The following is a 23,352-nucleotide window of genomic DNA, read 5'->3' as shown; positions in this document are numbered from 1 at the left end:
GATGGGGAAAAGTCGCGCTATTCTATTACAGCCAGCCTGCATCGCGGGCCAGGCGGAAGGCCTCGACGCGGTTGCCGGCATCGAGCTTGCTGATCGCCTCCGACAGGTAGTTGCGCACCGTGCCCTCGGACAGGTGGATCTGGCGCGCGATGTCGCCGCTGCTGCGGCCCTCGCCGGCCAGCCGCAGCACCTGCCGCTCACGCTCGTTGAGCGGATCCTCCTTGCCGCTCCAGCTCTCCAGCGCCAGCTCCGGCGCGATGGCGCGCCCGCCCGCGTGCACGGTGCGGATGGCCGCCGCCAGCGTCTCGGCCGGCGCGTCCTTGAGCAGGTAGCCGCGCACGCCGGCGCCCAGCGCGCGCCGCAGATAGCCGCTGCGGGCGAAGGTGGTCACGATCATCACCCGCGTCGGCAGGCTTTGCGCGGCCAGCGCGGCGGCCAGTTCCAGCCCGGTCATCAGCGGCATCTCGATATCGGTCAGCAGGATGTCCGGCCGCAGCGACTGGCACAGCGCCAGCGCCTGCTGGCCGTTGGCGGCGCGGCCCACCACATCGAGATCGCCCTCCAGCTTGAGCAGCGCGGCCAGCGCGCCGAGCACCAGCGCCTGGTCTTCGGCGATCACCACGGATATCATCGTCATGCTGTCCCTCCCATCGGCAAACTCAGTTCCAGCGCCAGCCCGCTGTCGACCCGCAGCGCCAGGCGCCCGCCCAGCGCCGTCACGCGCTCCTTCATGCCGCTCAGGCCCGAGCCGTGCACGATGGCGCCGCCCCGCTCCAGCGCTTGGCCGTTGTCGCGCACCCGCAGCAGCACCATGCCCGACTCCAGCGTCATGCTCACCTCGCAGTGCGAGGCGCCGGCGTGGCGCAGGATATTCGTCACCGCCTCGCGCAGCGCCAGCGACAGCACGTTCTCCAGCGCGGCCGGCAGCACGCACGGCTGCACCTGCTCGGTGAAGCCGACCCTGGCCGCCGCCAGGCTGGCGCGCGCCGTCGCCAGCTCGTGCGCGAAGCCGGTCTGGCGGATGCCCGTCACCGCCGAACGCACCTCGTTCAGGGCGTTGCGCGCGGTCTGTTCGATATCGCGGATCTCATCGCGGCAGGCCGCCGGGTCGCGCTCCAGCAGCTTGCCCGCCAGCTCGGCCTTCAGCGTGATCATCGACAGCGTATGGCCCAGCAGGTCGTGCAGGTCGCGCGAGATGCGTTCGCGCTCGGCGATGCGCGCCAGGTGCGCCACCTCCTCCTGCTTGCGCAGCAGCTGGTCGCGCGAGCGCCGCATGTTTTCCTCGATGACGCTGGCGAATCCGACCGGACCGCCGACGATCAGCGCCGGCGCAAGGAAGTTGATCTTCAACGTGACATAAGGGGTCATCACGCAGGCGCACAGCAGCACCAGCGCGATCCCCAGGTAGGAATAGCCGCGCCGTTCGAAGCGCGAGCACATGGCGCAGCCGAAGATGAAGAAGGTGCTGGCGCCGGAATTATACGGCGCCCACAGCACGCCCAGCAGCACGACAAACAGCAGCAGCGGCACCACCTGCAGGTTGCAGCGCCAGAAGCTGAGGAAATACACGGGGAAGAACACCAGCACCGTCAACACCAGCCACACCACCTCGGCCGGACTGGGGGCGACGTAGACGTACTTCCACAGGATGAACAGGAACGACCACGCCCACAGGTACGGTCCCTTGCCCACGGCCGGCGGCACCCACGGTGCGCGCAGCGCGTTCACTACATTCTGTCCAATGCCCAAGCTCTTCCCCGTTCTGTTATTCGTTCACCAGCCGCACGTCGGCGATCTGGAACTGGTAGTCGCCCACCGCCGGGCCGGCGTTGAACGCTATCATGGTCACGGCGCCGAAGTCGATGCCGTTGAAGCGGTCGAACGGCAGCGCCACCTCTTTCCATTCGTCCGAGGTCTCGAAGCCCTGGTTGACCGGGATGGTCAACCCGCTCGACAGGACGGCGACATTGTAGCGCCGGCCGTCGCCCTTGACGCGGAATCGCAGCACCTTGGCGCCGCGCAGGTCGGCCGGCTGCATGATCTGCGCGCCCGGCATGAAGGCCAGTCCGGCCCAGGGATAGGCAAAGCCGGGCACCACCTTCGCGTTCACCGCGACCGTGCCGGCCTCCCGCACCTTCAGTTCGACGGTGGATTTGCCGCCGGCGAATTGGTCGGTGGATGGCACCCAGCCCATGCCGATCGGGCTGGCCAGCTTGTCGGCCGTGAACTGGCTGATACGGCCGCCGTCCGGCAGCGCCATCGCCGGCTGCGTGCGCGGCGCCAGTTCCTGCGCCACCTTGTCCTGCTGGGCCTTGCGCAGCGGGCTGGCGGCGTCGCCGTCCTTCCACACTTCGACGATGTGGTGCAGCGCGCCGATATCGCTGCCGGCGTCGCCCTGCACCAGCAGCAGGTCGGCCTTGTAGCCCTTGGCGATGCGGCCGCGATCGGCCAGCCTGAAGGCGCGCGCCGGCGCCGACGTGGCGGCGGCCAGCGCCTGCCGAGGCGTCAGCCCGGCCTCCACCAGCGAGCGCATCTCGTGCAGCAGGCTCACACCGTGCTGGGTGCCGGCGTTCCCGGCGTCGGTGCCGGCCAGTACCGGCACGCCGGCCTTGCCCAGCGCCGCCACCAGCTGCCGCGGCGCCGCCATCAATGCAGCATTGGCCTGGGGGCTGTACGGGGACTTCAACGGCGCCATCTGCTCCTTGGTGAGCAGGGCCGCCAGGCCGGCGTCACCCATCACGTCCTCCTCGCGCAGGCCGGCGACGCTTTCCAGCACGCTCAGGGTCGGGATGATGAAGGCGTGCTTCCGCTGCGCCAACTGGACGAAGGCTGCCACTTCCTCGCCGCTCATGGCGCGGGCGTTGAACAGGTGGGCCAGGCCGTCGGCGCCCGCCTCCAGCGCGGCGCGGGCGTCGGCCAGCTTGCTGATGTGGACCACCGCCAGCTTGCCGCGCGCATGGGCGGCCGCGATGACGGCTTTCACCGTCGGCAGGTCCAGCGTTTTCATCGGATGGCCGGGCCAACCGCTCTCCATCACGATCTTGATGAAGTACGAGCCCTCGGCGATGCGGGCGTCGACGAAGGCCTGGGCGTCCTCGGGACGCGTCAGCGTGGGGATCGGCACGCCGTATTCGGTGCCGTGGCCCTCCGGCGCGGTGGCCAGCGTGCCGGCCGAATACAGGTCGGCCTGGCCGTGATTGGCGTTGGCGCGCATTTTCTCGCTCATCGCCTGCATCGTTTCCACAGCGGTGAACATGTCGATCTGCGTGGTCACGCCGAACATCAGCGGCAGCTCCAGGTGTTGGTAGGCGTGGACGTGGGCGTCGATCAGCCCTGGCAGCAGCGTGCGGCCGGCGCCGGCGCCGAGGTGGGCGCCGGCCGGCACCGCGCCGTGAAAGTCAGCGTCGACGATCTTGTCGTCCTTGATCAGCACCGAGCGTTTGGCGTGCATTTGTTCGCCGTCGAACACGCGGGCGTCGCGTACCAGCCAGGTGTCGGCCAGCGCCGGGAGGGTCAGGCCGAGGCCACAAGCGAACAGCACAGTCGAAATTACAGGTTTCATCGTAGTCTCCAGGTTGGAATGACGACAGTGTGCCGCGAGCTGCGGGGGCAAACCAGACGCAAATGCCACAACTTTGACATGACAATTGTCAGCACGCCCCTCGCGCCAGCCGATGCGGTTAGAATTGTACTAAACACGCTCCATCCGCCGAACCGGAAGAAAAACATCGTATGTTCAAACGCCGTTTACGAGTACTGGCCAGCCTTAGTGCGCTGGGCGCGAGCATCCTGCCGGCCATCGCCGCCCCGGCGGCGCCCATCGCCAAATTCGCGCCGGTGCCGGTGGTATCGATCTTCCGCCCGCTGCAGGCCAACGGCTCGGCCGACGACGCGCTGGCCAGCGGCCGCGTGGTCCCCGGCAGCTATGCGATGGCGCCCAAGGCCAGCAAGCATTGGCGCATCGCCTTCCTGTTCCCGCATTTGAAGGATCCGTACTGGGTCGGCTGCAGCTATGGCGTCATCAGCGAGGCGCGCCGGCTCGGGGTCGCGGTCGACATCCTGCCGGCCACCGGCTACGACGACCTGAAAGGCCAGCTGCGCCAGATGGACGCCGCCATCACCGCCAAGTACGACGCCATCGTCATCTCGCCGATCGGCATGACGGCCAATAACAACTCGATCGCCAAAGCGCGTGCCGCCGGCATCCCGGTGTTCGAGCTGGCCAACGACAGCCGCAGCGACGACCTGACCATCAAGGTCACGACCTCGCTACGAAACATGGGCGTGGAGGCGACGCGCTGGATGGTGCGCGACGCCCAGCAGCGCGGCCTGAAGTCGGTCAACATCGCGCTGCTGCCCGGCCCCATGGGCGCGGGCTGGGTCAAGGGTGAAGTCGACGGGACGCGCATCGCCGCGCAGGAAGCGGCGATCCCGGTCAACATCATCGACATCCGCTACGGCGACAGCGACCGCCAGATCCAGTCGCAACTGGCGGCGCAGCTGCTGGCCAAGCACGGCGCCAAGCTCGATTACCTGCTTGGCTGCACCGGCTGCGCGCCGGCCGCGGTCCAGCCGATCAAGGCCGCCGGCTTGAAGGGCAAGCTGCGCGTGGTGGCCTACGACCTCACCGACGAAATCGCCCGCCTGATCCGCGGCGGCGACATCTACGCCGCTGCCGACACCAAGGGCGTGAGCCAGGCGCGGGTGGCCATCAATGCCGCCGTCAACCTGCTGGAGGGTCGTGGCAAGGACCTGCCGCACACCATCCTGGTCAACCTGGGACTGGTCGACCAGCAGAACTACGGCAGCTATCCTTTCGATACTTCGATCGCGCCGGACGGCTACAAGGCCGAGCTGTCCTACGACCCGGCCAGGAACTGATCAGGCCTGGCGCTTCAGTTCCACCACCCTGGCGGCGCGGAAGCGCGCGGCCAGTTCGGTCCACTGCGCATCGGCCTTGTCCAGCGCCGCCAGCTTCACGTGGCCGTAGCCGCGCACCTGGTCCGGCAACTGCGCCAGCTTCAACGCCGCCTCCTTGTTGTCGACCCGCAGGCCGGACGCCAGTTCTTCGGCGAAGGCCAGGTAGCGGTCGCGCAGCGCGCGTTCGCGCTTGCGCTCCCGCGTGTAGCCGAAGACGTCGAACGGCGTGCCGCGCAGGGACTTGAGCCGGGCCAGCGCGCCGAAGGCCGGCATCATCCAGCCGCCGAACGTCATCTTGGCCGGCACGTCGGAACCGGGCTTGCGGTGCGCCAGCAGCGGCGGCGCCAGATGGAAGGCCAGCTTGTAGTCGCCGTCGAACTGCGCGGCGATCTGCGCGCGGAAGGCGGGATCGGCATGCAGCCGCGCCACTTCGTACTCGTCCTTGTAGGCCATGACCTTGAACAGATTGTGCGCCACGGCCTTGCTCAGCTGCTTGCGCGAGCCGCTGCCTTCCAGCGCGATCTCGCGCAGCTCGACGGCGGTCACCGCATCGAAGTACTGGCGCGCGTAGGCGGCGTTCTGGTATTTGGTCAGCCAGTCGACGCGGAAGGCCACGGTTTCGGCCAGCGACTTCGGCGCGGCGAACTGGATCACCTGCTGCGACGGTTGCACTAAACGATCCAGCGCGGCGCGGTCGGCGGCGGCCAGGCGGCCCAGCATGAAGGCGCGCTTGTTCATGTCGATGGCGACGGCGTTCAATTCGATCGCCCGCATCAGCGCCTCCAGCCCGACCGGCACCAGCCCCAGTTGCCACGCGTAGCCCATCAACAGGATATTGCCGCCGATAGGATCGCCGAGGAAGCGCGCCGCCGTCTCCTGCGCGTCGAGCTGCGACAGGTTCTCCGCGCCGGCCGACGCGGCCAGCTTCTCCAACAGGCCGTCCTTGTTGATGGAGGCATCGCGCTCGCGGGTGAATTCGGCGGTGGGAATTTCGCGCTCGTTGGCCACCACCCTGGTGTGCCCGTGGCGCATGACGGACAGGCTGTCCGGCATCGCGGCCACCACCAGGTCGCAGGCGAACACCGCGTCGGCCTGGCGCAGGTCGATGCGGACCTGGTTCAGGCGCGATGGCGACGAGGCAACGCGCACATGCGACAGCACCGCGCCGCCCTTCTGCGCGAAGCCCATGAAGTCCAGCGTGGAGGCGCCCTTGCCTTCCAGGTGGGCGGCCATCGAGATCAGCGCGCCGACGGTGACGATGCCTGTGCCGCCGACGCCGGCCACCAGGATTTCGAACGGCTTGGCCAGCGCGTGGCGCGGCGGCTGCGGATAAGCGGCCAGCGCCCGCTCCAGATCGGCCAGCGACAGCTTCACGCTTTCCGGCTTGCGCAGCGCGCCGCCCAGCACCGAGACGAAGCTCGGGCAGAAGCCCTCGACGCACGAGTAGTCCTTGTTGCAGGACGATTGCTCGATCTGGCGCTTGCGTCCCAGCTCCGTCTCCAGCGGCAGGATGGACAGGCAGTTCGACTGCACGCCGCAATCGCCGCAGCCTTCGCACACGGCCGGATTGACCACCATGCGCCGCGCCGGATCGGGGAAGACCACCTTGCCCGGCTTGTTCTTCTTGCGGCGGCGGCGCTTCTCGGCGGCGCAGGTCTGGTCGTACACCAGCACCGTCACACCGGCGATCTCGCGCAGCATGCGCTGCATGGCATCGAGCTCGCCGCGGTGGTGCACGGTCACGCCCTCGGGCAGCGTCACGCCCTGATAGTTTTCCGGCGCGTCGGTCACCACCACGACCTTCTTCGCGCCCTCGCTGCACACCTGCTGCACGATCTGCGGCACCGACAGGCTGCCGTCCACCGGCTGGCCGCCGGTCATGGCCACCGCGTCGTTGTACAGGATCTTGTAGGTGATGTTGGTGCGCGCGGCGATGGCCTGCCGTATCGCCAGCGATCCCGAATGGTAGAAGGTGCCGTCGCCCAGATTCTGGAACACATGCGGCTCGCCGACGAAGCGCGAGGAGCCGACCCAGCTCACGCCCTCGCCGCCCATCTGCGACAGGTAATTCGTGTCGCGCTTCATCCACGTCGCCATGAAATGGCAGCCGATACCGGCCAGCGCGCGGCTGCCTTCCGGCACGCGGGTCGAGGTGTTGTGCGGACAGCCGGAGCAGAAATACGGCGTGCGCTTGACGCCATCGGCGCCGTTCGACAGCAGCTCGGCGGCGCAGAAGTCCGGCAGCATGCGCGCCAGGTCCAGCTGAGGGAAATGCGGCGCCAGCCAGCGCACCAGCGCCGGCGCGATGCGCGACGGCCGCAGCTCGCCCAGCGCCGACAGCAGCGCATCGCCATGCCGGTCGGTCTTGCCGATGACGATGGGACGCTGCTCGTGCGGCAGGTTGTAGAACAGGTTCTTGACCTGCTGCTCGATGACCGCGCCCTTCTCTTCCACCACCAGGATCTCGGCCAGTCCCTCGGCGAACGCCGACAGGCGGGTGCGCTCCAGCGGATACGTCAGGCCCGGCTTGTACAGGCGCACGCCCAGCTGCTCCAGCCGTTCGAGCGGCAGTTCCATGCGCTCGAGCGCCTCCAGCAAATCAAGGTAGGCCTTGCCGGCGCTGATGATGCCGATGGCGGCGCGCGGCGCCGGCACCACCAGCTTGTCGATGGAATTGGCGCGGGCGAAGGCCTGCACCGCCTCCAGCTTGGCGGCGGCGCGCTGCTCCAGCGCGAGGCCCGGCAGGTCCGGCCAGCGGTTGTGCAGGCCGTCCGGCGGCGCCGTGTAATCGGCCGGATCGACGTAGCGCGGCAGCGGCGGCAGCTCGACCACCGCGCCGCCCTCCACCGTCTCCGAGATGGCCTTGAAGCCGCTCCACGCGCCCGAGTAGCGCGACATGGCCCAGCCGTACAGGCCGAACTCCATGTACTCCTGGATGTTGGCCGGATTAATCACCGGCATGCCCCAGGCGATCAGCGCCTGTTCGCTCTGGTGCGGCATCGACGACGACACGCAGCCATGATCGTCGCCCAGGATCACCAGCACGCCGCCATGCGGCGACGAGCCGTAGACGTGGCCGTGCTTGAGCGCGTCGCCGGCGCGGTCCACGCCCGGCCCTTTGCCGTACCACATGGCGAACACGCCGTCGACCTTGCGGGTCGGGTCGGCCTCCACCTGCTGCGAGCCCATGACGGCGGTCGCGCCCAGCTCCTCGTTGATCGCCGGGAGGAATTCGATGTGGTGGCCTTGCAGCAGGTCCTTGGCGCGCCACAGTTCCTGGTCCACGGCGCCCAGCGGCGAGCCGCGGTAGCCGCTGACGAAACCGGCGGTGTTGAGTTGACGCGCTTCGTCGCTGAGCTTTTGCATGCACAGCAGGCGCACCAGCGCCTGGGTGCCGGTCAGGAACACGCGGCCTTCGGCGCGGGTCAGGTTGTCGTCCAGCGCGTAGTGCGGATCGGCCAGGAATGGCACGGGGATGGTCAGGGTATTCATGGTCTCGTTATGTTTTTTTGATGAGACAGGATATGCCGCCACCATGGAAAAATTATTTCTATCTTTGCCGCGTGCGGGGCTAGAATGGCGAGAATATTTCGAAATTTGACCTAAAACATGAAAAATACTTCTATCGACCCCGCCTCGGTGAAAATCCTCGCGGAACTGCAGAAAAACGGCAGGATTTCGTCGAACGAGCTGGCGGAGAAGATCGGCATGTCGGCCAGTCCGTGCTGGCGCCGGCAGAAGGAATTGGAGGACAACGGCTACATCGTGCGCTACACCGCGCTGGTGGACCGGCGCAAACTGGGGCTGTCGGTGGTGTGCCTGCTGCACATCTCGCTGGCGCGGCACGAGGAAGGCGTGGTCGAACAGTTCGAGGCGAGCATGCGCCTGCGCCCGGAGGTGGTGGAATGCTACGAGACCACCGGCAGCTCGGACTACATGGTCAAGGTGGTCCTGGCCGACATGGATGCCTACCACGACTTTCTGCACAATGTGCTGGTCAAGCTGAACGGCGTGGCGCAGGTCAACACCAGCGTGGCGCTGCGCGAAGTGAAGTACGAGACGGCGCTGCCCTTGTAGGCCCGCCGTTACTCGTGGCGCAGCGCCTCGATCGGGTCCATGCGCGCGGCGCGGCGCGCCGGCACGTAGCCGAACACCACCCCGATCCCGGCAGAGAACAGGAAGGACAGCAGGTTCACACCGGGATTGAACAGGTACGGCAGCTGCAGCGCGTGCGCCATCAGCACCGTCGCCAGCGCCGCCAGCAGCACGCCCGCCAGGCCGCCCAGCGCAGCCAGCACCATGGCCTCGATCAGGAATTGCAGCAGCACGTCGCGCTCCTGCGCGCCGATGGCCAGCCGCAGGCCGATCTCGCGCGTGCGCTCGGTCACGCTCACCAGCATGATGTTCATGATGCCGATGCCGCCCACCAGCAGGCTGACCGCCGCCACCGCCGCCAGCAGCGTGGTCATCACGCGGGTGGCGCCGGACATCGTCTCGGCCAGCTGGCGCGTGTCGAGGATGTTGAAGTTGTCCTCCTCGGCCGCACCCAGCTTGCGGCGCTCGCGCAGCAACAGCCGCAGGCGCGCCTGCAGCGCCGTGGCGTCGCTGCCCTCCTGCATGGAGATGAGCAGCGTGTTAACGCGCTGGTTGCCGGTCACGCGGCGCTGCAGCGTGTGCAGCGGCAGCAGCACCACGTCGTCCTGATCGTTGCCCATCGCGCCCTGGCCCTTGGGCGCCAGCAGCGCCACGATCACACAGGAGAACTGCTTGATGCGCAGCCGCTCGCCCAGCGGATCGCGGCGGCCGAACAGCGAGCGTGCCACCGTCGCGCCCAGGGCGCAGACGGCGCCGCCGGCGCGCTGCTCGCCGTCGTCGAACTGGCGGCCGGCGCTCAGCGTCCAGTTGGCGGCGGCGATCCATTCGGCGCTGCCGCCGGTGACGGTGGTGGTCCAGTTGCGGCCATTGGCCACCACAGTGGCGCCGCTGCGCGCCTCGGCCGCCACTGCGCGGATGCCGCCGATCTGCAGCGCGATGGCCTCGGCGTCGGCCTCCTTGAAGGCCGGCGCGCCGGAGCCGCCCTGCCCCATGCGCTGGCCGGTACGCACCATCAGCAGGTTGCTGCCCAGACTCGCGATCTGGTCGTGCACCGCCTGGGTCGCGCCGTTGCCCAGCGTGACCATGGCGATCACCGCGCCCACGCCGATCACGATGCCCAGCATGGTCAGGAAGGAGCGCAGCAGGTTGCGCCGGATCGAGCGCAGCGCCAGCAGGATGGTGTTGAGCAGCATTAGCCCACCTCCTGCGCGGCCGGATTTTGTTCATCGCTCTCGATGCGGCCGTCGCGGAAGCGCACGATGCGCTGCGCGTACAGGGCCATGTCCGGCTCGTGCGTGACCATCACCACCGTGATGCCCTGCTCGCGGTTCAGGCGCGCCAGCAGCTCCATGATCTCGGCGCTGCGCTGGCTATCGAGATTGCCGGTCGGTTCGTCGGCCAGCAGCAGCGAGGGCGAACTGACGATGGCGCGCGCGATGGCGACCCGCTGCTGCTGGCCGCCCGACAGCTCGGCCGGCGTGTGCTGCTCCCAGCCTTCCAGTCCGACCGAGGCCAGCGCCTGCGCGGCCAGCACGTGGCGGCGGGCCGCGCCCTCGCCGCGGTACAACAGCGGCAACTCCACATTCTCCTGCGCCGAGGTGCGCGCCAGCAGGTTAAAGCCCTGGAACACGAAGCCCAGGTAGCGCCGCCGCAATCGCGCCCGTTGGTCGCGGGTGGCGGCGCCGACGTCGATTTGATGGAACAGGTATTGGCCGGCACTGGGCGTGTCGAGGCAGCCGAGGATGTTCATGGCGGTCGACTTGCCCGAGCCGCTGGGGCCCATGATGGCGACGAACTCGCCCTGCGCGATATCGAGGTTGACCCGGTCCAGCGCCATCAGCGCGGTGCCGCCCGCGCCGTAGCGCTTGCAGACGTCGCGCAGCCGTATCAGCGGGACGGCGTCGTTCACGGCGCCGCCGCGCGCTGGTCGGTGATGACCGGCACGCCCGCCTCCAGCCCGGCGCCGCTCACCTCCGTGTAGCGGCCGTCGCTGATGCCCAGCGTGACGCTCAGCTCCTGCGGCCTGCCGTCGCGCAGCACCCACAGCGAACGGCGCACGGCGGCGGCCACGCCGGCCTGACGCGGCGCGCGTGACGGCAGGCGCGGCATCAGCCGCGACACCAGCCCCGCCGATGCCGCCGCGCCGGTATCGCCGGGCGTGAAGCGCAGCGCGCTGTTCGGGATCAGCAGCACATTGTCATGCTGGGCCGCGCGGATGACGGCGGTGGCGGTCATGCCGGGACGCAGGCTCAAGTCGGCGTTGTCGACATCCAGGTAGGCGACGTAGGTCACCACGTTCTCGGTGATGGTCGAGCCGTACGAGACGCGGGTGACGGTGGCGGGATAACTGCGGTCGGCGTAGGCGCTGACGGTGAAGCCGGCCTGCTGGCCCGCCTGCATCGCGCCGACGTCGGCCTCGTCGACGTTGACCAGCAGGCGCAGGCGATGCAGGTCCTCGGCCAGCGCGAACAGCGTCACCGCCTGCAGCGAGGCGGCCACCGCGTTGCCGGGATCGACGCTGCGGCTCAACACCACGCCGTCGATGGGCGAGCGGATCGACGCGCGCGCCAGGTTGGTGCTGTCGGTCGACAGCGTGGCCTGCGCGCTGTCGACGTTGGCGGCGGCGCTCAGGACGGCCGCTTCGGCGCGGGCCAGCGTCGCGCGGCCGGTGTCGAGCTCCGCGCGCGACGGCATTTTGCCGCCGGACAGGCGGGCCACCTCCTCCAGCCGTGCCAGCGCGCTGCGCGCCTCGGCCAGGCTGGCCTGGCTCTGCGCCAGCGCGGCCCGGGCGGCGGCCAGCGCGGCGCGCGAACGCACGATCTGGTCCTGCAGCTTGGCCGTGTCCAGCTCCACCAGCACCTGGCCGGCGCGGACCTGGTCGTTGACGTCGACCAGCACGCGCGCCACGGTGCCGGACAGCTCGCTGCCGATGTTGACGGCGCGGGTGGGCTGCAAGGTGCCGTTGGCGGTGACGCTGAGCGTGACGCTGCCGCGCTTGACCGGCACCGTCACATAGCCGGGCGCGCGCGCCGCCTGGCGCTGCGCCTGCCACGCATACAAGCCGGCGCCGGCGGCAAGCAGCGCCAGCATGCCGGCCCAGAAGGTGGCGCGGCGCCACCACGGACGCCGGACCGGTTCCGCCAGTTCGCCCGGCGGCGTGGAGGCGGCGGCCCGGGGCGCCTGGGTTAAAGGTTGGTTCATGGTGCGCTTCCTTGTTTCGTTGCGGCGCCTTCGCCGTCGGGCTGCCAGCCGCCGCCCAGCGCCTTGTACAACCGTACTAGGTCGCCGCCCAGGTCGGCGCTGGTGACGGCCACGCCGTCCTGCGACGCGTACAGCGCGCGCTGGGTTTCCAGCACAGTTTGAAAATCGACCAGCCCGCTGGCGTAGCGCTGCCGCGCCAGCAGCGCGGCGCTCTCGGCGGCGGCGGCGGCCAGCCGCAGATGCTCCAGCCGCGCCCGTTCGCCGGTCAGCGAGGCCAGCGCGTCCTCCACCTCCTGCAAGGCGCCCAGCACGGTGGACAGGTAGCCCGCCTGCGCCTGCGCCAGCGCGCCGCGTTGCAGGTCGAGCTGGGCCTGGCTGGCGCCGCCGTCGAGCACGTTGCCGGTCACGCCGGCCAGCAGCGTGCGCAGCAGGGTGCCGCCGCTGGCGCCCCAGCCCAGGCCGCTCAATCCCAGCGAACCGTCCAGCCGGAACTGCGGATAGCGGGCCGCGTCGGCCTGGCCCACCCGTGCGCGCGCCGCCTCCAGTTGGAACTCGGCCGCCCGCACGTCGGGCCGCTGGCGCAGCGTCGCGGCGGGCAGGCTCAGCGCCAGTTGCGCGCCGTCGCCGGGGATGGCCCGCGGCGCCGCCAGCTGCGCATCCAGCGCGGCCGGCGCCTGCCCGCACAGCACGGCCAGCGCGTGGCCCAGCTGCGCCACGCTGGCCTCGAGCACCGGCAGCTGGGCGGCGGCCTGCTCGGCGGCGGTGATCGCCTGCTGCTGTTCGAGCGAGGTCAACATGCCGGCCTGGACCCGCCAGTTGGTGATCTCCAGTGTGTCCAGCTGATTGGCCAGGTTGTCGCGCGCGATCGCCAGCCGGGCCTGGGCGCCGCGCAGGTCGACGTAGTCGCGCGCCACCTCGGCCGCGACCGACACCTGGGTGCCGCCCAGCGTGGCCGCGCTGGCCTGCAGGGCGGCGGCGCTGGCCGCCAGTCCGTAGTGGTTGGCGCCGAAGATGTCCGGCTCCCAGCGGGCGTCGAAGCCCAGGTTGTAGGAATTGGAGACGGCCGCGCCATCCTGCTTGCTGCGCTGGGCCTGGCCGCTGCCGCTGACGGTGGCGGCCAGGCCGGCCGCCGCCGCCGCGCGCGTGGCACGCGCCTGCTGCAGCGTGGCGCGCGCCTGCGCGATGCCGGGATTGGCTTGTAGCGCCTGCGCCACCAGCTGTTCCAGCAGGGGATCGTTGAAGCGCCGCCACCACGCGGCCAAGGCGGCGGCATCGGCCGGCGCCGCGCCGGCCTTGCCTTGCGACCAGTCCGCCGGCGCCTGGAACGGCGCCGCCGCCGGCGGCAGGCCGACCGGCCGCAGGTTGGCGCAACCGGCCAGCGCCAGCAACAGCGGTGCGACGGACAACAGCGGGGACGTTTTCATCGGATGCGGCTCCTCGATCAGGCGGCGGTGCCGCCCACTCCCCGACTGTACGGGCGCACCGGGCCGGCGTCACCATCGCCATTTGATCCAACTCAAAAAATGGACACATACAGCGCGAGTATCGCCAGACTCCGTCGCGCTTGATTTGGATCAATCAATTTGGACGGTCAAATCACTACGATGACGGTACTTGACGCGACTCAAATGCCGCGTCGCCGAATCCGTGCCAGCCATCAGGGAGACACCATGTCCTACAAAACCATACTCGTGCATGCCGACGGCACGCCGCAGGCCGAACAGCGCATCCGGCTGGCGGCGCTGGTCGCGCTGGCGCATGATACCCATCTGGTCGGCGCCGCCATGACCGGCCTGTCGCGCCACGCCCTGCCCGACGGCTCGATCGCCGCGGTCGGCACGCCCTTCCCCTTCGACCTGCGCCTGCTGCACGACCGCGCCGACGCGGCGCTGTCGCAGTTCACCGATTGCGCCAGCCGCCTCGGCGTGCCGTCCATCGAGGCGCGGACGGTCGACGACGCGGCCGACGACGGCCTGATCCTGCAAAGCCCGTACGCCGACCTGCTGGTGCTGAGCCAGTCCGACCCGCACGACCACAGCAACAGCCTGCAGGCCCGCCTGCCGCAAACCGTGATGTTCCACAGCCCGCGCGCGGTGCTGCTGGCGCCGCACGCCGGCCGGTTCGAGCAGCTCGGCAAGCATGTGCTGGTGGGCTGGAACGGCAGCGCCTCGGCCGCGCGCGCCGTCACGGCCGCGCTGCCGATGCTCAAGCGCGCCGCCGCCGTCACGGTCGCCGCCGCGCCGCGCACCGACGGCCATGGACGCCAGGCCGACGTGCCGGGCGCCGAACTGGCCCGCTACCTGTTCCGGCACGGCGTGGACGTCACGCTGGTCGCGCAGGACCAGGACCGCCGGGCCGGCGAAGCGCTGCTGGACATGGCCGCCGCCGGCGGCGCCGACCTGCTGGTGATGGGCGGCTACGGCCACCAGCGCCTGCACGAATGGCTGCTCGGCGGCGCCACCCGCACCGTGCTGCGCGAGATGACGCTGCCGGTCCTGATGGCGCACTGAACCAACACCCCCGCAACACCGATAACAATGGAGAACACCATGAGTACCGTCAGCGCCAACGTCATGCAAGTATTGAGCAACCGGCTCCAGCAACGGCGCGAGCAACTGGCCGCCCAGTTGCGGCAACGTCTGCACCAGGCTGACGAACAACAGGAGATGGCCCTGTTCAACAACTACGCCATCGACGCCGACCTGGCCGAGGCCAGCCAGCTCAGCGATACCGATATCGCGCTGCTCAATCATGAACTATTGGAGTTGCGCAGCGTGGACGACGCGCTGGCGCGGCTGCACCACGGCGGCTACGGCCAGTGCTCGCGCTGCGGCGAGGCCATCCTGGAAGCGCGCCTGCTGGCGCAGCCCGAGGCCGAGATGTGCCGGGACTGCCAGACGGAACTGGAACTGCGGGGTGGGTCGAAAATGCCGCCGCGCTGACGGCGGCATCAGGCCATGGCGGCCTGCATCATGATGGCCGGACGGGCGCCGGCGGCCGGTGCGGGCATGCCGGTGGCCAGCGCCTCCAGGCTGGGGTGGTCGAGCAGGGTCAGTTCGCGCTTGTCGACCGCGATCCAGCCGCTGGCGCGGAAGCGCGACAGCAGGCGGCTGATGCTCTCGATGGTCAGGCCCAGGTAGTCGCCGATGTCCTCGCGCGACATGCGCAGCTGGAAGCTGTTGGGCGAGTAGCCGCGCGCGGCGTAGCGGGTCGACAGGTTCAGCAGGAAGGTGGCGAAGCGCTGCTCGGCGCGCATATTGCCGAGGAAGAGCATGGCATTTTGTTCACGCATGATTTCCTGGCTCATGATGCGGTGGAAGTGGCGCAGCAGCTGCGGCACTTCGGCGAACAGTTCCTGCAGGCGGGCGAACGGGATCTCGCACACTTCGCTGTCCTCCAGCGCCACCACGCCGCAAGCGTGCTGGCCGCTGCCGATGGCGTCCATGCCCAGCAGTTCGCCGGCCATCTGGAAGCCGGTGATCTGCTGCTGGCCGCTGTGGTTGACGCGCGAGGTCTTGAAGTGGCCGAAGCGCACCGCGTACAGGCTGTGGAAAGGCTGCTCCATGCGGCACAGGTTCTCGTCGCGCTCGACGCGGCGGCGGCGGCCGATGATCTTGTCCAGGCGGCCCATCTCGCTCTCGTTGAGTCCCTGCGGCAGGCAGAGATTTTTGAAGCCGCACATGCCGCATTTCGATTGCGCCGCACCCACGGTGCCGCCGGATGCTGCGAGTTGTATATTGGTCATCATGTCCATGCTCCTTAGTCTGCTGGCCGGCGCATCGCGATGATGGCTTGGGCATGGACACAGTATCGGCGATGGGCGGCGCCCTGCTAATCGGGCTTCGCTGCCACGGCGTGTAAGGATCGCCCGACAAAAACCTGTAGGGATTCCCCTACAGCGTCAGATAATGCCGTGTTCCAGCGCATATCTTGTCAATTCGGCATTACTTTCCAGGCCCATCTTCTCCAGGATGCGCGACCGGTAGGTGGTCACGGTGTTGGGGCTCAGGTGCAGGGTTTCGCCGATGCGCACCAGCGATTCGCCGGCCGCGATCAGCTTGAACACCTCCAGCTCGCGGTTGGACAGCGCCTCGTGGCCGGCGTCGCCGCCGCCGCCGATCAGGCTGGCCAGCTTCTCCAGCAGCGCCGGGCTGACGTGCTTGCCGCCCGAGGCGGCCTTGCGCACGGCCGCCACCAGCGTGGTGGTCGGCGCGTCCTTGATCAGGTAACCTGCCGCGCCCAGCTTGAGCGCGCGCACCGCGTAGATGTCCTCCGAATACGTGCTCAGCATCAGCACGGCCAGCTTGGGCCGCTCGCCGCGCAGCTGCTTGAGCAGTTCCAGGCCGTTCTTGCCGGGCATGGTGATGTCGAGCAGCGCCACGTCGAACTCCTGGGCCAGCACCAGCTGCAGCGCCTCCTGCGCGTTGCAGGCCTCGCCGTCGACGCGGATGTCGTCGGCCGTGCTCAGCATCAGGCGCACGCCGTTGCGCGCGATCGCGTGGTCGTCGACCAGCAGCACGCGGATGGGTTTGTTACTCATTTTTACTCACGTCATTCGTCCAATGGCAGGCGCAGCAGCAGGGTCGTGCCCTCGCCGGGCTTGCCGGTGATTTTCAGTTCGCCGTCGAAGTGACGGCAGCGTTCGTGCATGCCGAGGATGCCCCAGGATTCGCGGTTGAGCAAGCGCTCGGCCTCGATGCCCTGGCCGTCGTCGCCGATGCGCAGCTCCAGCACGCCGTCGGCGTAGTCGACCTGCAGCGTGGCGTTGCTGGCCTCGGCGTGCCGCACCACATTGGTCAGCGCCTCCTGGGCGATGCGGAACAGCATCGTGCTGCGCCCGGCGTCGAGCTCCAGCGCGGCCGCGGCCGGCGCCACCGCGCACTGGCAGTGCAGGCCCGAGCGGCGCTCGACCTGCTCGGCGTACCACTCCAGCGCGGCCCACACGCCCAGCTGGTCCAGCACGCTGGGGCGCAGGTCGGTGATCACGCGCCGCACGGTGTCGATCGCGTCCTGCGCCAGCCCGGCCACCTCGGCCAGCAGCGGCTCGGCCGGCGACCCGGCCGCCGCCGCGCGCTCGATGCTGACCGCGACGTAGGCCTTGATGCCGGTCAGCAGCCCGCCCAGCTCGTCGTGGATCTCCTGGGCGATGCGCTTGCGCTCGTGCTCCTTGATCTGCTCCTGGTGCGCCGACAGGCTGCGCAGCGCCTGCTGCGACGCCAGCAGCGCCTGCTCGGCCAGCTTGGTCTGGGTGATGTCGATCATGATGCCCTGCATGAACAGCGGCTGGTCCTGCTCGTCGCGCACCAGTTCGGCCTGGTCGCGGAACCACAGCGTGCGGCCGTCGCGCGCGTGCAGCAGGTACTCCAGGTGCAGCGGGCTGGCGTCGCGGCGGCTGCGCCGCATCGCCTCCAGGATGGCCTCGCGCCGGTCCGGGTCCATGCGCTGGCCGTGCAGCGCCGGGTCGGCCAGCCACTCGGCCGGGCTGAAACCCAGCAGGCCGATCTGCGGACTGATGTAGCGCAGTGCGCCGGCCTCGCCCAGCTCGGCGATGTAGCTGATCGCCTGCATCTGCTCGATCAGCGTGCGGAAGCGGGCCTCGGCCTGGCGCTTGTCGTCCAGCAGGCTCTGCTCGCGCAGCATGCGGTGGATCGCGCCCGGCAGGAACTCCAGGTAGTAGCCGTCGACGTCCTTGACCAGGTAGTCGCGCGCGCCGCGCCGCATGGCCTCGGCCGCCACGGCCGCGCTGTCGGCGCCGGTCAGCATCATCACCGGGATGGCCAGCGCCGCGCCGTCGCCATTCAGGTGGGCCAGGAACTCCAGCCCGGTCAGGTCGGGCAGGTGGTAGTCGAGCAGGATGCAGTCGGGCCGCTGGCTGCGCGCCAGCGCCAGGCCCTGCTCGCCGCTGTCGGCCTCCAGCAGCTCGAACGGCGCGTCGGCCGCGGCGGCGAAGGCGCGCCGGCACGCCATGCGGTCGACCGCGTCGTCCTCCACGATCAGCACGCGCAGGGGGGCGTTCACGGCATCTCGCTGATGGTCCAGTACAGGTCGATCGAGCGCATCATCTCGACGAAGCGGCGGTAGTCGACCGGCTTGGCCATGTAGCCGGCCACGCCCAGGTCGAAGCTGTGCACCTTGTCCTGTTGTTCCTCGGAGGTGGTCAGCACCACCACCGGGATGCGGCGCAGCGAGGCGTCGAGCTTGATCTGCTGCAGGAATTCGATGCCGTTCATGATCGGCATGTTCAGGTCGAGCAGGATGATGCATGGCCGCTCGTTGGCCGGGTCGCGCAGGTAGGCCAGGCCGGCCTCGCCGTGTTCCATGCTGACCACCTCGTTGCCGACATGGATTTCCTTCAGCGCGCGCTTGATGGTCATGATGTCGACGTGGTCGTCTTCAACCAGCAGGATGGGTTTGTTCAGTACTTTCATTGGATGGATCCTGTTCTGGGTAGGGGGGCGCCGGACTTGGGCAGCGTGAACCAGAAGGTGCTGCCCTGCCCCATCTGCGATTCGAGCCAGATGCGGCCGTGGTACATTTCGACGATTTTCTTGGCCAGCGCCAGGCCCACGCCGGTGCTCTCGACGCGGTCGCGCGAGGCCAGCGTCTGGAACAGCTGGAAGATGCGCTCGAAATGGCGCGTCTCGATGCCGGGGCCGTTGTCGCGCACGCTGAAGCGCCAGTGGCTGCCGTCGTCGGCGCAGCCGATCTCGATCTGGCCGTCCGGCTTGTCCATGTACTTGATGGCGTTGGAGATCAGGTTGTGGAACACCTGCTGGATGCGGGTCGGCTCGATCAGCACGGTCGGCAGCGCCGGCGCCACCGTCACGCGGAAGGCCGGCGGCGGCGCCAGCAGGTCGACCACGTCCACCAGCAGGCGGTTCAGGTCGACCGGCAATTGCGCCTCGCGCACCCGGCCCACGCGCGAGTACTGCAGGATGCCGTCGATCAGGCTGCTCATCCGGTGCACCCGGTTGATCAGCAGGCGCATGTGCTCCTTGCCCTCGTCGTTGAACTGCTCGGCGTAGTCGGTGGCCAGCCAGTCGGCCAGCGAGCCGATGCCGCGCAGCGGCGCCTTCAGGTCGTGCGACACCACGTAGGCGAAGTTGGTCAGCTCCTCGTTGGCGCTGCTGATTTCCTGCATCAGGCGGCGGTTGCGGTCCTCGGCCGCCTTGCGCTCGGAAATGTCGCGCACCATGCCGGTGAACATGCGGCGCGCGCCCAGCTGCATCTCGACCACCGACAGCTCGATCGGGAACACGCCGCCGTCCTTGCGCAGGCCCTCGACCTCGCGGCCCTTGCCGATGATGCGCTTCTCGCCGGTCTCGCGGTAGTGCGCCAGGTAGCCGTCGTGCTGGGCGCGGTGCGGCTGCGGCATCAGCATCGAGACGTTGCGGCCGGCCACCTCGGCCTCGGTGTAGCCGAACATGCGTTCGGCGGCCGGGTTCAGGCGCTCCAGCACGCCGCGCTCGTCGATGGTGAGGATGGCGTCCACGGCGGTCTCGAAGATGGCGCGCATGCGCGCCTCGCTTTCCTGCAGCGCCTGCTCGGCCAGCTTGCGCTCGGTGACGTCGCGCACCGTGGCCAGCACCATCTGCCGCCCCTGCGAGGTGCGCAGCGGCGACAGGCTGACCTCGACGCCGAACTCGTAGCCGTCGTGGTGCAATCCGTACAGCTCGGCGCCGGCGCCCATGGCGCGCGAACGCGGCTGTTCGAAGAAGTCGTCGCGCTGGCCGACGTGGGCGGCGTGGAAGCGGGACGGCACCAGCGATTCCAGCGTCAGCCCCAGCATCGCGTCCGGCCCGTAGCCGAACAGCTTCTCCAGCGCCGGATTGGCCAGCACGATCTTGCCGTCCTGGTCAACGATCAGCATGGCGTCGGTGGCCGAGGCCACCAGCCACTCCAGACTCAAGCCCTCAATTCCCAGATTTTTCAAAGGCGCATCCCGAATAACGATGCCAATCCGGCACCCAAACCTCGATGATACGTTTGAATCGCCCGAAACACAAAAAAAAGTGCCTTATCGGCAAGGAACCGGGACCGATAGTATTCCCGGGCATTTTGATCTGGATCAACGGGCGCTACTGACGGCGCGCGGGCGCGGCCCTACAGTGGTGCCATGAACCCGCCCTCGCCCACCGAACTGGAAGCGCTCGCCGCCCGCCTGCACCGCCACCGCGCCGAACTGGCCAGCCAGCTGCGCCTGCGCCTGGGGCCGTTGCCGCTGACCGCGCAGTTGCTCGACGGCACGGCTTCGCCGGACGATCCGGCCATCGCCAGGCAGCTGCCGGGCTGCGACCCGGTGCGGCTGGCCGAGGATCTGGCGACCCTGCGCGGCCTCGACAGCGCGTGCGCGCGCCTGGCGGACGGCAGCTATGGCCGCTGCCAGGGCTGCGGCGTCGCCATCCCGCATGAGCGCCTGCGGGTGCAGCCGACCGCGCACATGTGCCTGCCCTGCCAGCAGGCGCACGAGCGGCGCCCGCATCGCGGCAAGCGCAACTGACCCCTTCACCCCACCGGAGCCCGACCAACGACATGTCCGCCAACCCGCCCAGCGCCGCCAACGCCCAGCAACAAGCCCTGCTGCAGAATTACGCGGCAGCCGATCCCGACGCCGCGCTGCGCCTGCTGGACAGCCGCGCCGGCGGGCTGACCGACCAGGAGGCGCGCAACCGCTTGCAGCGGACCGGGCCCAACGCGGTGGTCCACCAGGCCCACGGCAACGCCTGGCTGCGCTTCCTGACCTTGCTGGCCAGCCCGCTGTCGCTGTTGCTGCTGGCCCTGGCGCTGGTCAACTACCTGACCGGCCAGGCCTGGGGCGCCATCGTGATCGCCGTCATGGTGGTGCTGTCGTCGCTGCTGGCGTTCGTGCAGGAGCACCGCTCCGACCTGGCGGCCGAACGCCTGCGCTCGATGGTGGCCACCACCGCCAGCGTGCTGCGCGACGGCCAGGCCGGCGACCTGCCGCTGGCCGCGCTGGTGCCAGGCGACATCGTGCGGCTGTCGGCCGGCGCGCTGGTGCCGGCCGACCTGCGCATCCTGTCCAGCCGCGACCTGTTCGTCAGCCAGTCCGCGCTGACCGGCGAGGCGCTGCCGGTCGAGAAGCACGGCCAGGCGCTGGCCGCCGCCGGCCTGCCCGCGCTGGAGCTGGGCAACATCGCCTTCATGGGCAGCACCGTGGTCAGCGGCACCGCCAGCGCGCTGGTGGTGGCCACCGGCGCGCGCACCTGCTTCGGCCAGATCGCCAGCGACCTGGCCGGCGCCCGCGCCCTGACCAGCTTCGACCGCGGCGTCAACCAGTTCGTCTGGCTGATGATACGGGTGATGATCGTGATGATGCCGCTGGTGTTCCTGCTCAACGGCTTGAGCAAGGGCGACTGGCTGCAGGCGCTGCTGTTCGGGGTGGCGGTGGCGGTCGGCCTGGCGCCGGAGATGCTGCCGATGATCGTGACCATCAACCTGGCCAAGGGCGCGCTGGCCATGTCGGGCAAGCAGGTGATCGTCAAGCGGCTCAACGCGATCCAGAACTTCGGCGCGATGGACGTGCTGTGCACCGACAAGACCGGCACGCTGACGCAGGACCGCGTGATCATGGAGCGCCATGTCGACATCGAGGGCAAGGACTCGGCCCGCGTGACCGAATACGCCTACCTGAACAGCTACTACCAGACCGGCCTGAAGAACCTGCTGGACGTGGCCGTGCTCAACTACGTGGACGTGCACGAGCACCTGGACGCCGACCACGCCTTCCGCAAGATCGACGAGCTGCCGTTCGACTTCCAGCGGCGCCGCATGTCGGTGGTGGTCGAGCGCAGCGACGGCACCCGCGTGCTGATCTGCAAGGGCGCGGTGGAGGAAGTGCTCAGCGTCTGTACCCGGGCCGAGACCGGCGCGGGCGTCATCTCGCTGCAGGACCACCACGGCGTGGCGCTGGACCGCGTGGTGAACGAGCTCAACGAGGACGGCTTCCGCGTGATCGCCGTGGCCTGCCGCGAGCTGGCCGCCGGCGAGACGGTGATCGACAACCGCGCCGAAACGGACCTGCTGCTGGTGGGCTACATCGCCTTCCTCGACCCGCCCAAGGACAGCGCGGCCGAGGCCCTGCGCGCGCTGAGCCACTACGGCGTGGCGGTCAAGGTGCTGACCGGCGACAACGCCACCGTCACGCGCAGCGTGTGCCGCCATGTCGGGCTGCCGGTGCAGCAGGTCATGCTGGGCAGCGACATCGACGCCCTCGACGACGCCGCGCTGGCGCTGCGCGCCGAAGAAGTGTCGGTGTTCGCCAAGCTGGCGCCGCAGCAAAAGGCGCGCGTGATCCGCGCGCTGCAAAGCCGCGGCCACGTGGTCGGCTACCTGGGCGACGGCATCAACGACGGCGCCGCGCTGAAGGCGGCCGACGTCGGCATCTCGGTCGACAGCGCGGTCGACATCGCCAAGGAATCGGCCGACATCATCCTGCTGCAGAAGAGCCTGATGGCCTTGAAAGATGGCGTGGTCGAGGGCCGCAAGGTGTTCGGCAACATCAGCAAATACCTGCGCATGAGCGCCAGCTCCAACTTCGGCAACATGCTCAGCGTGCTGGGCGCCAGCGTGCTGCTGCCCTTCCTGCCGATGGCGCCGGTGCAGATCCTGCTCAACAACCTGCTGTACGACGTGTCGCAGACCGCGCTGGCCAGCGACCACGTCGACCCCGGCTACCTGCGCCGGCCGCGCCGCTGGGACATCGGCAACATCTGGCGCAACATGCTGTACCTCGGCCCGCTTAGCTCGCTGTTCGACTACCTGACCTTCGGCGTGCTGTGGTATCTGTTCGACGCGGCCCATCAGCCGGCGCTGTTCCAGTCCGGCTGGTTCCTCGAATCGCTGCTGACGCAGACGCTGGTGGTGCACGTCCTGCGCACCGGCAAGGTGCCCTTCGTGCAAAGCAAGTCCAGCACGGCGCTGCTGGCGACCACGCTGGCGGTCTGCGCGCTGGGCCTGTGGCTGCCGCTGTCGTCCTTCGGCGACGCGCTCGGCTTCGTCACGCCGCCCGGCGGCTACTGGCTGGCGCTGTCGGCCATCGTCGGCGCCTACCTGGTGTCGGCCCAGCTGCTCAAGAGCTGGCTGGCGCACCGTTACGGCCAACTGTAGGGAGCGCCC

Annotated in this window: 19 protein-coding genes; 6 read left to right on the top strand and 13 right to left on the bottom strand. The window is 69.2% G+C overall.

The window, feature by feature from the left end:
• Window positions 1-25 precede the first annotated feature (25 nt).
• From HUX88_RS30030 to HUX88_RS30020, 3 genes are read right to left on the bottom strand one after another with little or no spacing between them, the layout of a single operon-like run.
• Window positions 26-637: a response regulator gene (locus HUX88_RS30030; protein ID WP_217916499.1), complete on the bottom strand. Its 612-nt coding sequence runs from the start codon at window positions 635-637 to the stop codon at window positions 26-28.
• Window positions 634-1,728: a sensor histidine kinase gene (locus tag HUX88_RS30025; RefSeq protein WP_373886859.1), complete on the bottom strand. Its 1,095-nt coding sequence runs from the start codon at window positions 1,726-1,728 to the stop codon at window positions 634-636. Before HUX88_RS30025 ends, HUX88_RS30030 begins: the two co-directional genes overlap by 4 nt.
• A 37-nt stretch (window positions 1,729-1,765) precedes the next feature.
• Window positions 1,766-3,562, bottom strand: coding sequence for a CIA30 family protein (locus HUX88_RS30020; RefSeq protein ID WP_176364121.1), 1,797 nt, complete (start codon window positions 3,560-3,562; stop codon window positions 1,766-1,768).
• A gap of 170 nt (window positions 3,563-3,732) precedes the next feature.
• Between HUX88_RS30020 and torT the strand changes: the two genes are divergently transcribed.
• Window positions 3,733-4,881, top strand: a complete 1,149-nt coding sequence (gene torT, locus HUX88_RS30015; protein WP_176364120.1) for a TMAO reductase system periplasmic protein TorT — start codon at window positions 3,733-3,735, stop codon at window positions 4,879-4,881.
• On the opposite strand, the gene HUX88_RS30010 is transcribed toward torT, so the two are convergent.
• The gene (locus HUX88_RS30010) at window positions 4,882-8,412 is read right to left on the bottom strand and encodes an indolepyruvate ferredoxin oxidoreductase family protein (RefSeq protein WP_176364119.1); all 3,531 of its coding nucleotides are present in this window, start codon (window positions 8,410-8,412) and stop codon (window positions 4,882-4,884) included. It lies immediately after the preceding gene.
• Window positions 8,413-8,529: 117 nt separating this feature from the next.
• On the opposite strand from HUX88_RS30010, the gene HUX88_RS30005 reads away from it, so the two are divergent.
• A complete protein-coding gene (locus HUX88_RS30005; RefSeq protein ID WP_117010188.1) occupies window positions 8,530-8,997 on the top strand; it encodes an Lrp/AsnC family transcriptional regulator in 468 nt (155 codons plus the stop codon).
• An 8-nt stretch (window positions 8,998-9,005) separates the two neighbouring features.
• On the opposite strand, the gene HUX88_RS30000 is transcribed toward HUX88_RS30005, so the two are convergent.
• The 4 genes from HUX88_RS30000 to HUX88_RS29985 are packed head-to-tail and all read right to left on the bottom strand — an operon-like array spanning window position 9,006 to window position 13,640.
• Window positions 9,006-10,208, bottom strand: a complete 1,203-nt coding sequence (locus HUX88_RS30000) for an ABC transporter permease (protein ID WP_117010187.1) — start codon at window positions 10,206-10,208, stop codon at window positions 9,006-9,008.
• Window positions 10,208-10,924: an ABC transporter ATP-binding protein gene (locus HUX88_RS29995; protein ID WP_176364118.1), complete on the bottom strand. Its 717-nt coding sequence runs from the start codon at window positions 10,922-10,924 to the stop codon at window positions 10,208-10,210. The genes HUX88_RS30000 and HUX88_RS29995 overlap by 1 nt, the downstream gene beginning before the upstream one ends.
• Window positions 10,921-12,216: an efflux RND transporter periplasmic adaptor subunit gene (locus tag HUX88_RS29990; protein WP_176364117.1), complete on the bottom strand. Its 1,296-nt coding sequence runs from the start codon at window positions 12,214-12,216 to the stop codon at window positions 10,921-10,923. The genes HUX88_RS29995 and HUX88_RS29990 overlap by 4 nt, the downstream gene beginning before the upstream one ends.
• Window positions 12,213-13,640 (bottom strand): efflux transporter outer membrane subunit, encoded by a 1,428-nt coding sequence (locus HUX88_RS29985; protein ID WP_176364116.1) that lies wholly within the window; start codon window positions 13,638-13,640, stop codon window positions 12,213-12,215. Before HUX88_RS29985 ends, HUX88_RS29990 begins: the two co-directional genes overlap by 4 nt.
• Before the next feature lie 246 nt (window positions 13,641-13,886).
• Here HUX88_RS29985 and HUX88_RS29980 point away from each other — a divergent pair, with 246 nt between their 5' ends.
• Both HUX88_RS29980 and HUX88_RS29975 read left to right on the top strand, forming a co-directional pair.
• Window positions 13,887-14,726 (top strand): universal stress protein, encoded by an 840-nt coding sequence (locus HUX88_RS29980; RefSeq protein ID WP_176364115.1) that lies wholly within the window; start codon window positions 13,887-13,889, stop codon window positions 14,724-14,726.
• Window positions 14,727-14,765: 39 nt separating this feature from the next.
• Window positions 14,766-15,158 (top strand): TraR/DksA family transcriptional regulator, encoded by a 393-nt coding sequence (locus tag HUX88_RS29975; protein WP_158568778.1) that lies wholly within the window; start codon window positions 14,766-14,768, stop codon window positions 15,156-15,158.
• Window positions 15,159-15,166: 8 nt separating this feature from the next.
• On the opposite strand, the gene fnr is transcribed toward HUX88_RS29975, so the two are convergent.
• The 5 genes from fnr to HUX88_RS29950 all read right to left on the bottom strand — a co-directional run bounded on the left by fnr (window position 15,167) and on the right by HUX88_RS29950 (window position 20,149).
• On the bottom strand, window positions 15,167-15,964 hold the full coding sequence (gene fnr, locus HUX88_RS29970; protein WP_301547064.1) for a fumarate/nitrate reduction transcriptional regulator Fnr: 798 nt from the start codon (window positions 15,962-15,964) through the stop codon (window positions 15,167-15,169).
• A 153-nt stretch (window positions 15,965-16,117) separates the two neighbouring features.
• Window positions 16,118-16,756 carry a response regulator transcription factor gene (locus tag HUX88_RS29965; protein WP_117010180.1) on the bottom strand — a complete coding sequence of 213 codons (639 nt, stop codon included), beginning with the start codon at window positions 16,754-16,756 and terminating at the stop codon, window positions 16,118-16,120.
• A gap of 11 nt (window positions 16,757-16,767) precedes the next feature.
• Window positions 16,768-18,234: a response regulator gene (locus HUX88_RS29960; RefSeq protein WP_117010179.1), complete on the bottom strand. Its 1,467-nt coding sequence runs from the start codon at window positions 18,232-18,234 to the stop codon at window positions 16,768-16,770.
• Complete coding sequence (locus HUX88_RS29955) at window positions 18,231-18,644, bottom strand: response regulator (RefSeq protein ID WP_117010178.1); 414 nt, start codon at window positions 18,642-18,644, stop codon at window positions 18,231-18,233. The genes HUX88_RS29960 and HUX88_RS29955 overlap by 4 nt, the downstream gene beginning before the upstream one ends.
• A complete protein-coding gene (locus HUX88_RS29950) occupies window positions 18,641-20,149 on the bottom strand; it encodes a PAS domain S-box protein (protein WP_229213540.1) in 1,509 nt (502 codons plus the stop codon). The genes HUX88_RS29955 and HUX88_RS29950 overlap by 4 nt, the downstream gene beginning before the upstream one ends.
• Window positions 20,150-20,332: 183 nt before the next feature.
• On the opposite strand from HUX88_RS29950, the gene HUX88_RS29945 reads away from it, so the two are divergent.
• Window positions 20,333-20,716: a TraR/DksA family transcriptional regulator gene (locus HUX88_RS29945; RefSeq protein ID WP_176364114.1), complete on the top strand. Its 384-nt coding sequence runs from the start codon at window positions 20,333-20,335 to the stop codon at window positions 20,714-20,716.
• A 32-nt stretch (window positions 20,717-20,748) separates the two neighbouring features.
• Window positions 20,749-23,343 (top strand): magnesium-translocating P-type ATPase, encoded by a 2,595-nt coding sequence (gene mgtA / locus HUX88_RS29940; RefSeq protein WP_176364113.1) that lies wholly within the window; start codon window positions 20,749-20,751, stop codon window positions 23,341-23,343.
• Window positions 23,344-23,352 lie beyond the last annotated feature (9 nt).

The sequence above is a fragment of the Duganella sp. BJB1802 genome, from assembly GCF_013369445.1.
Classification (GTDB): domain Bacteria; phylum Pseudomonadota; class Gammaproteobacteria; order Burkholderiales; family Burkholderiaceae_D; genus Rugamonas; species Rugamonas vulcania_A.
This window is presented reverse-complemented; position numbering and strand designations above follow the sequence as displayed.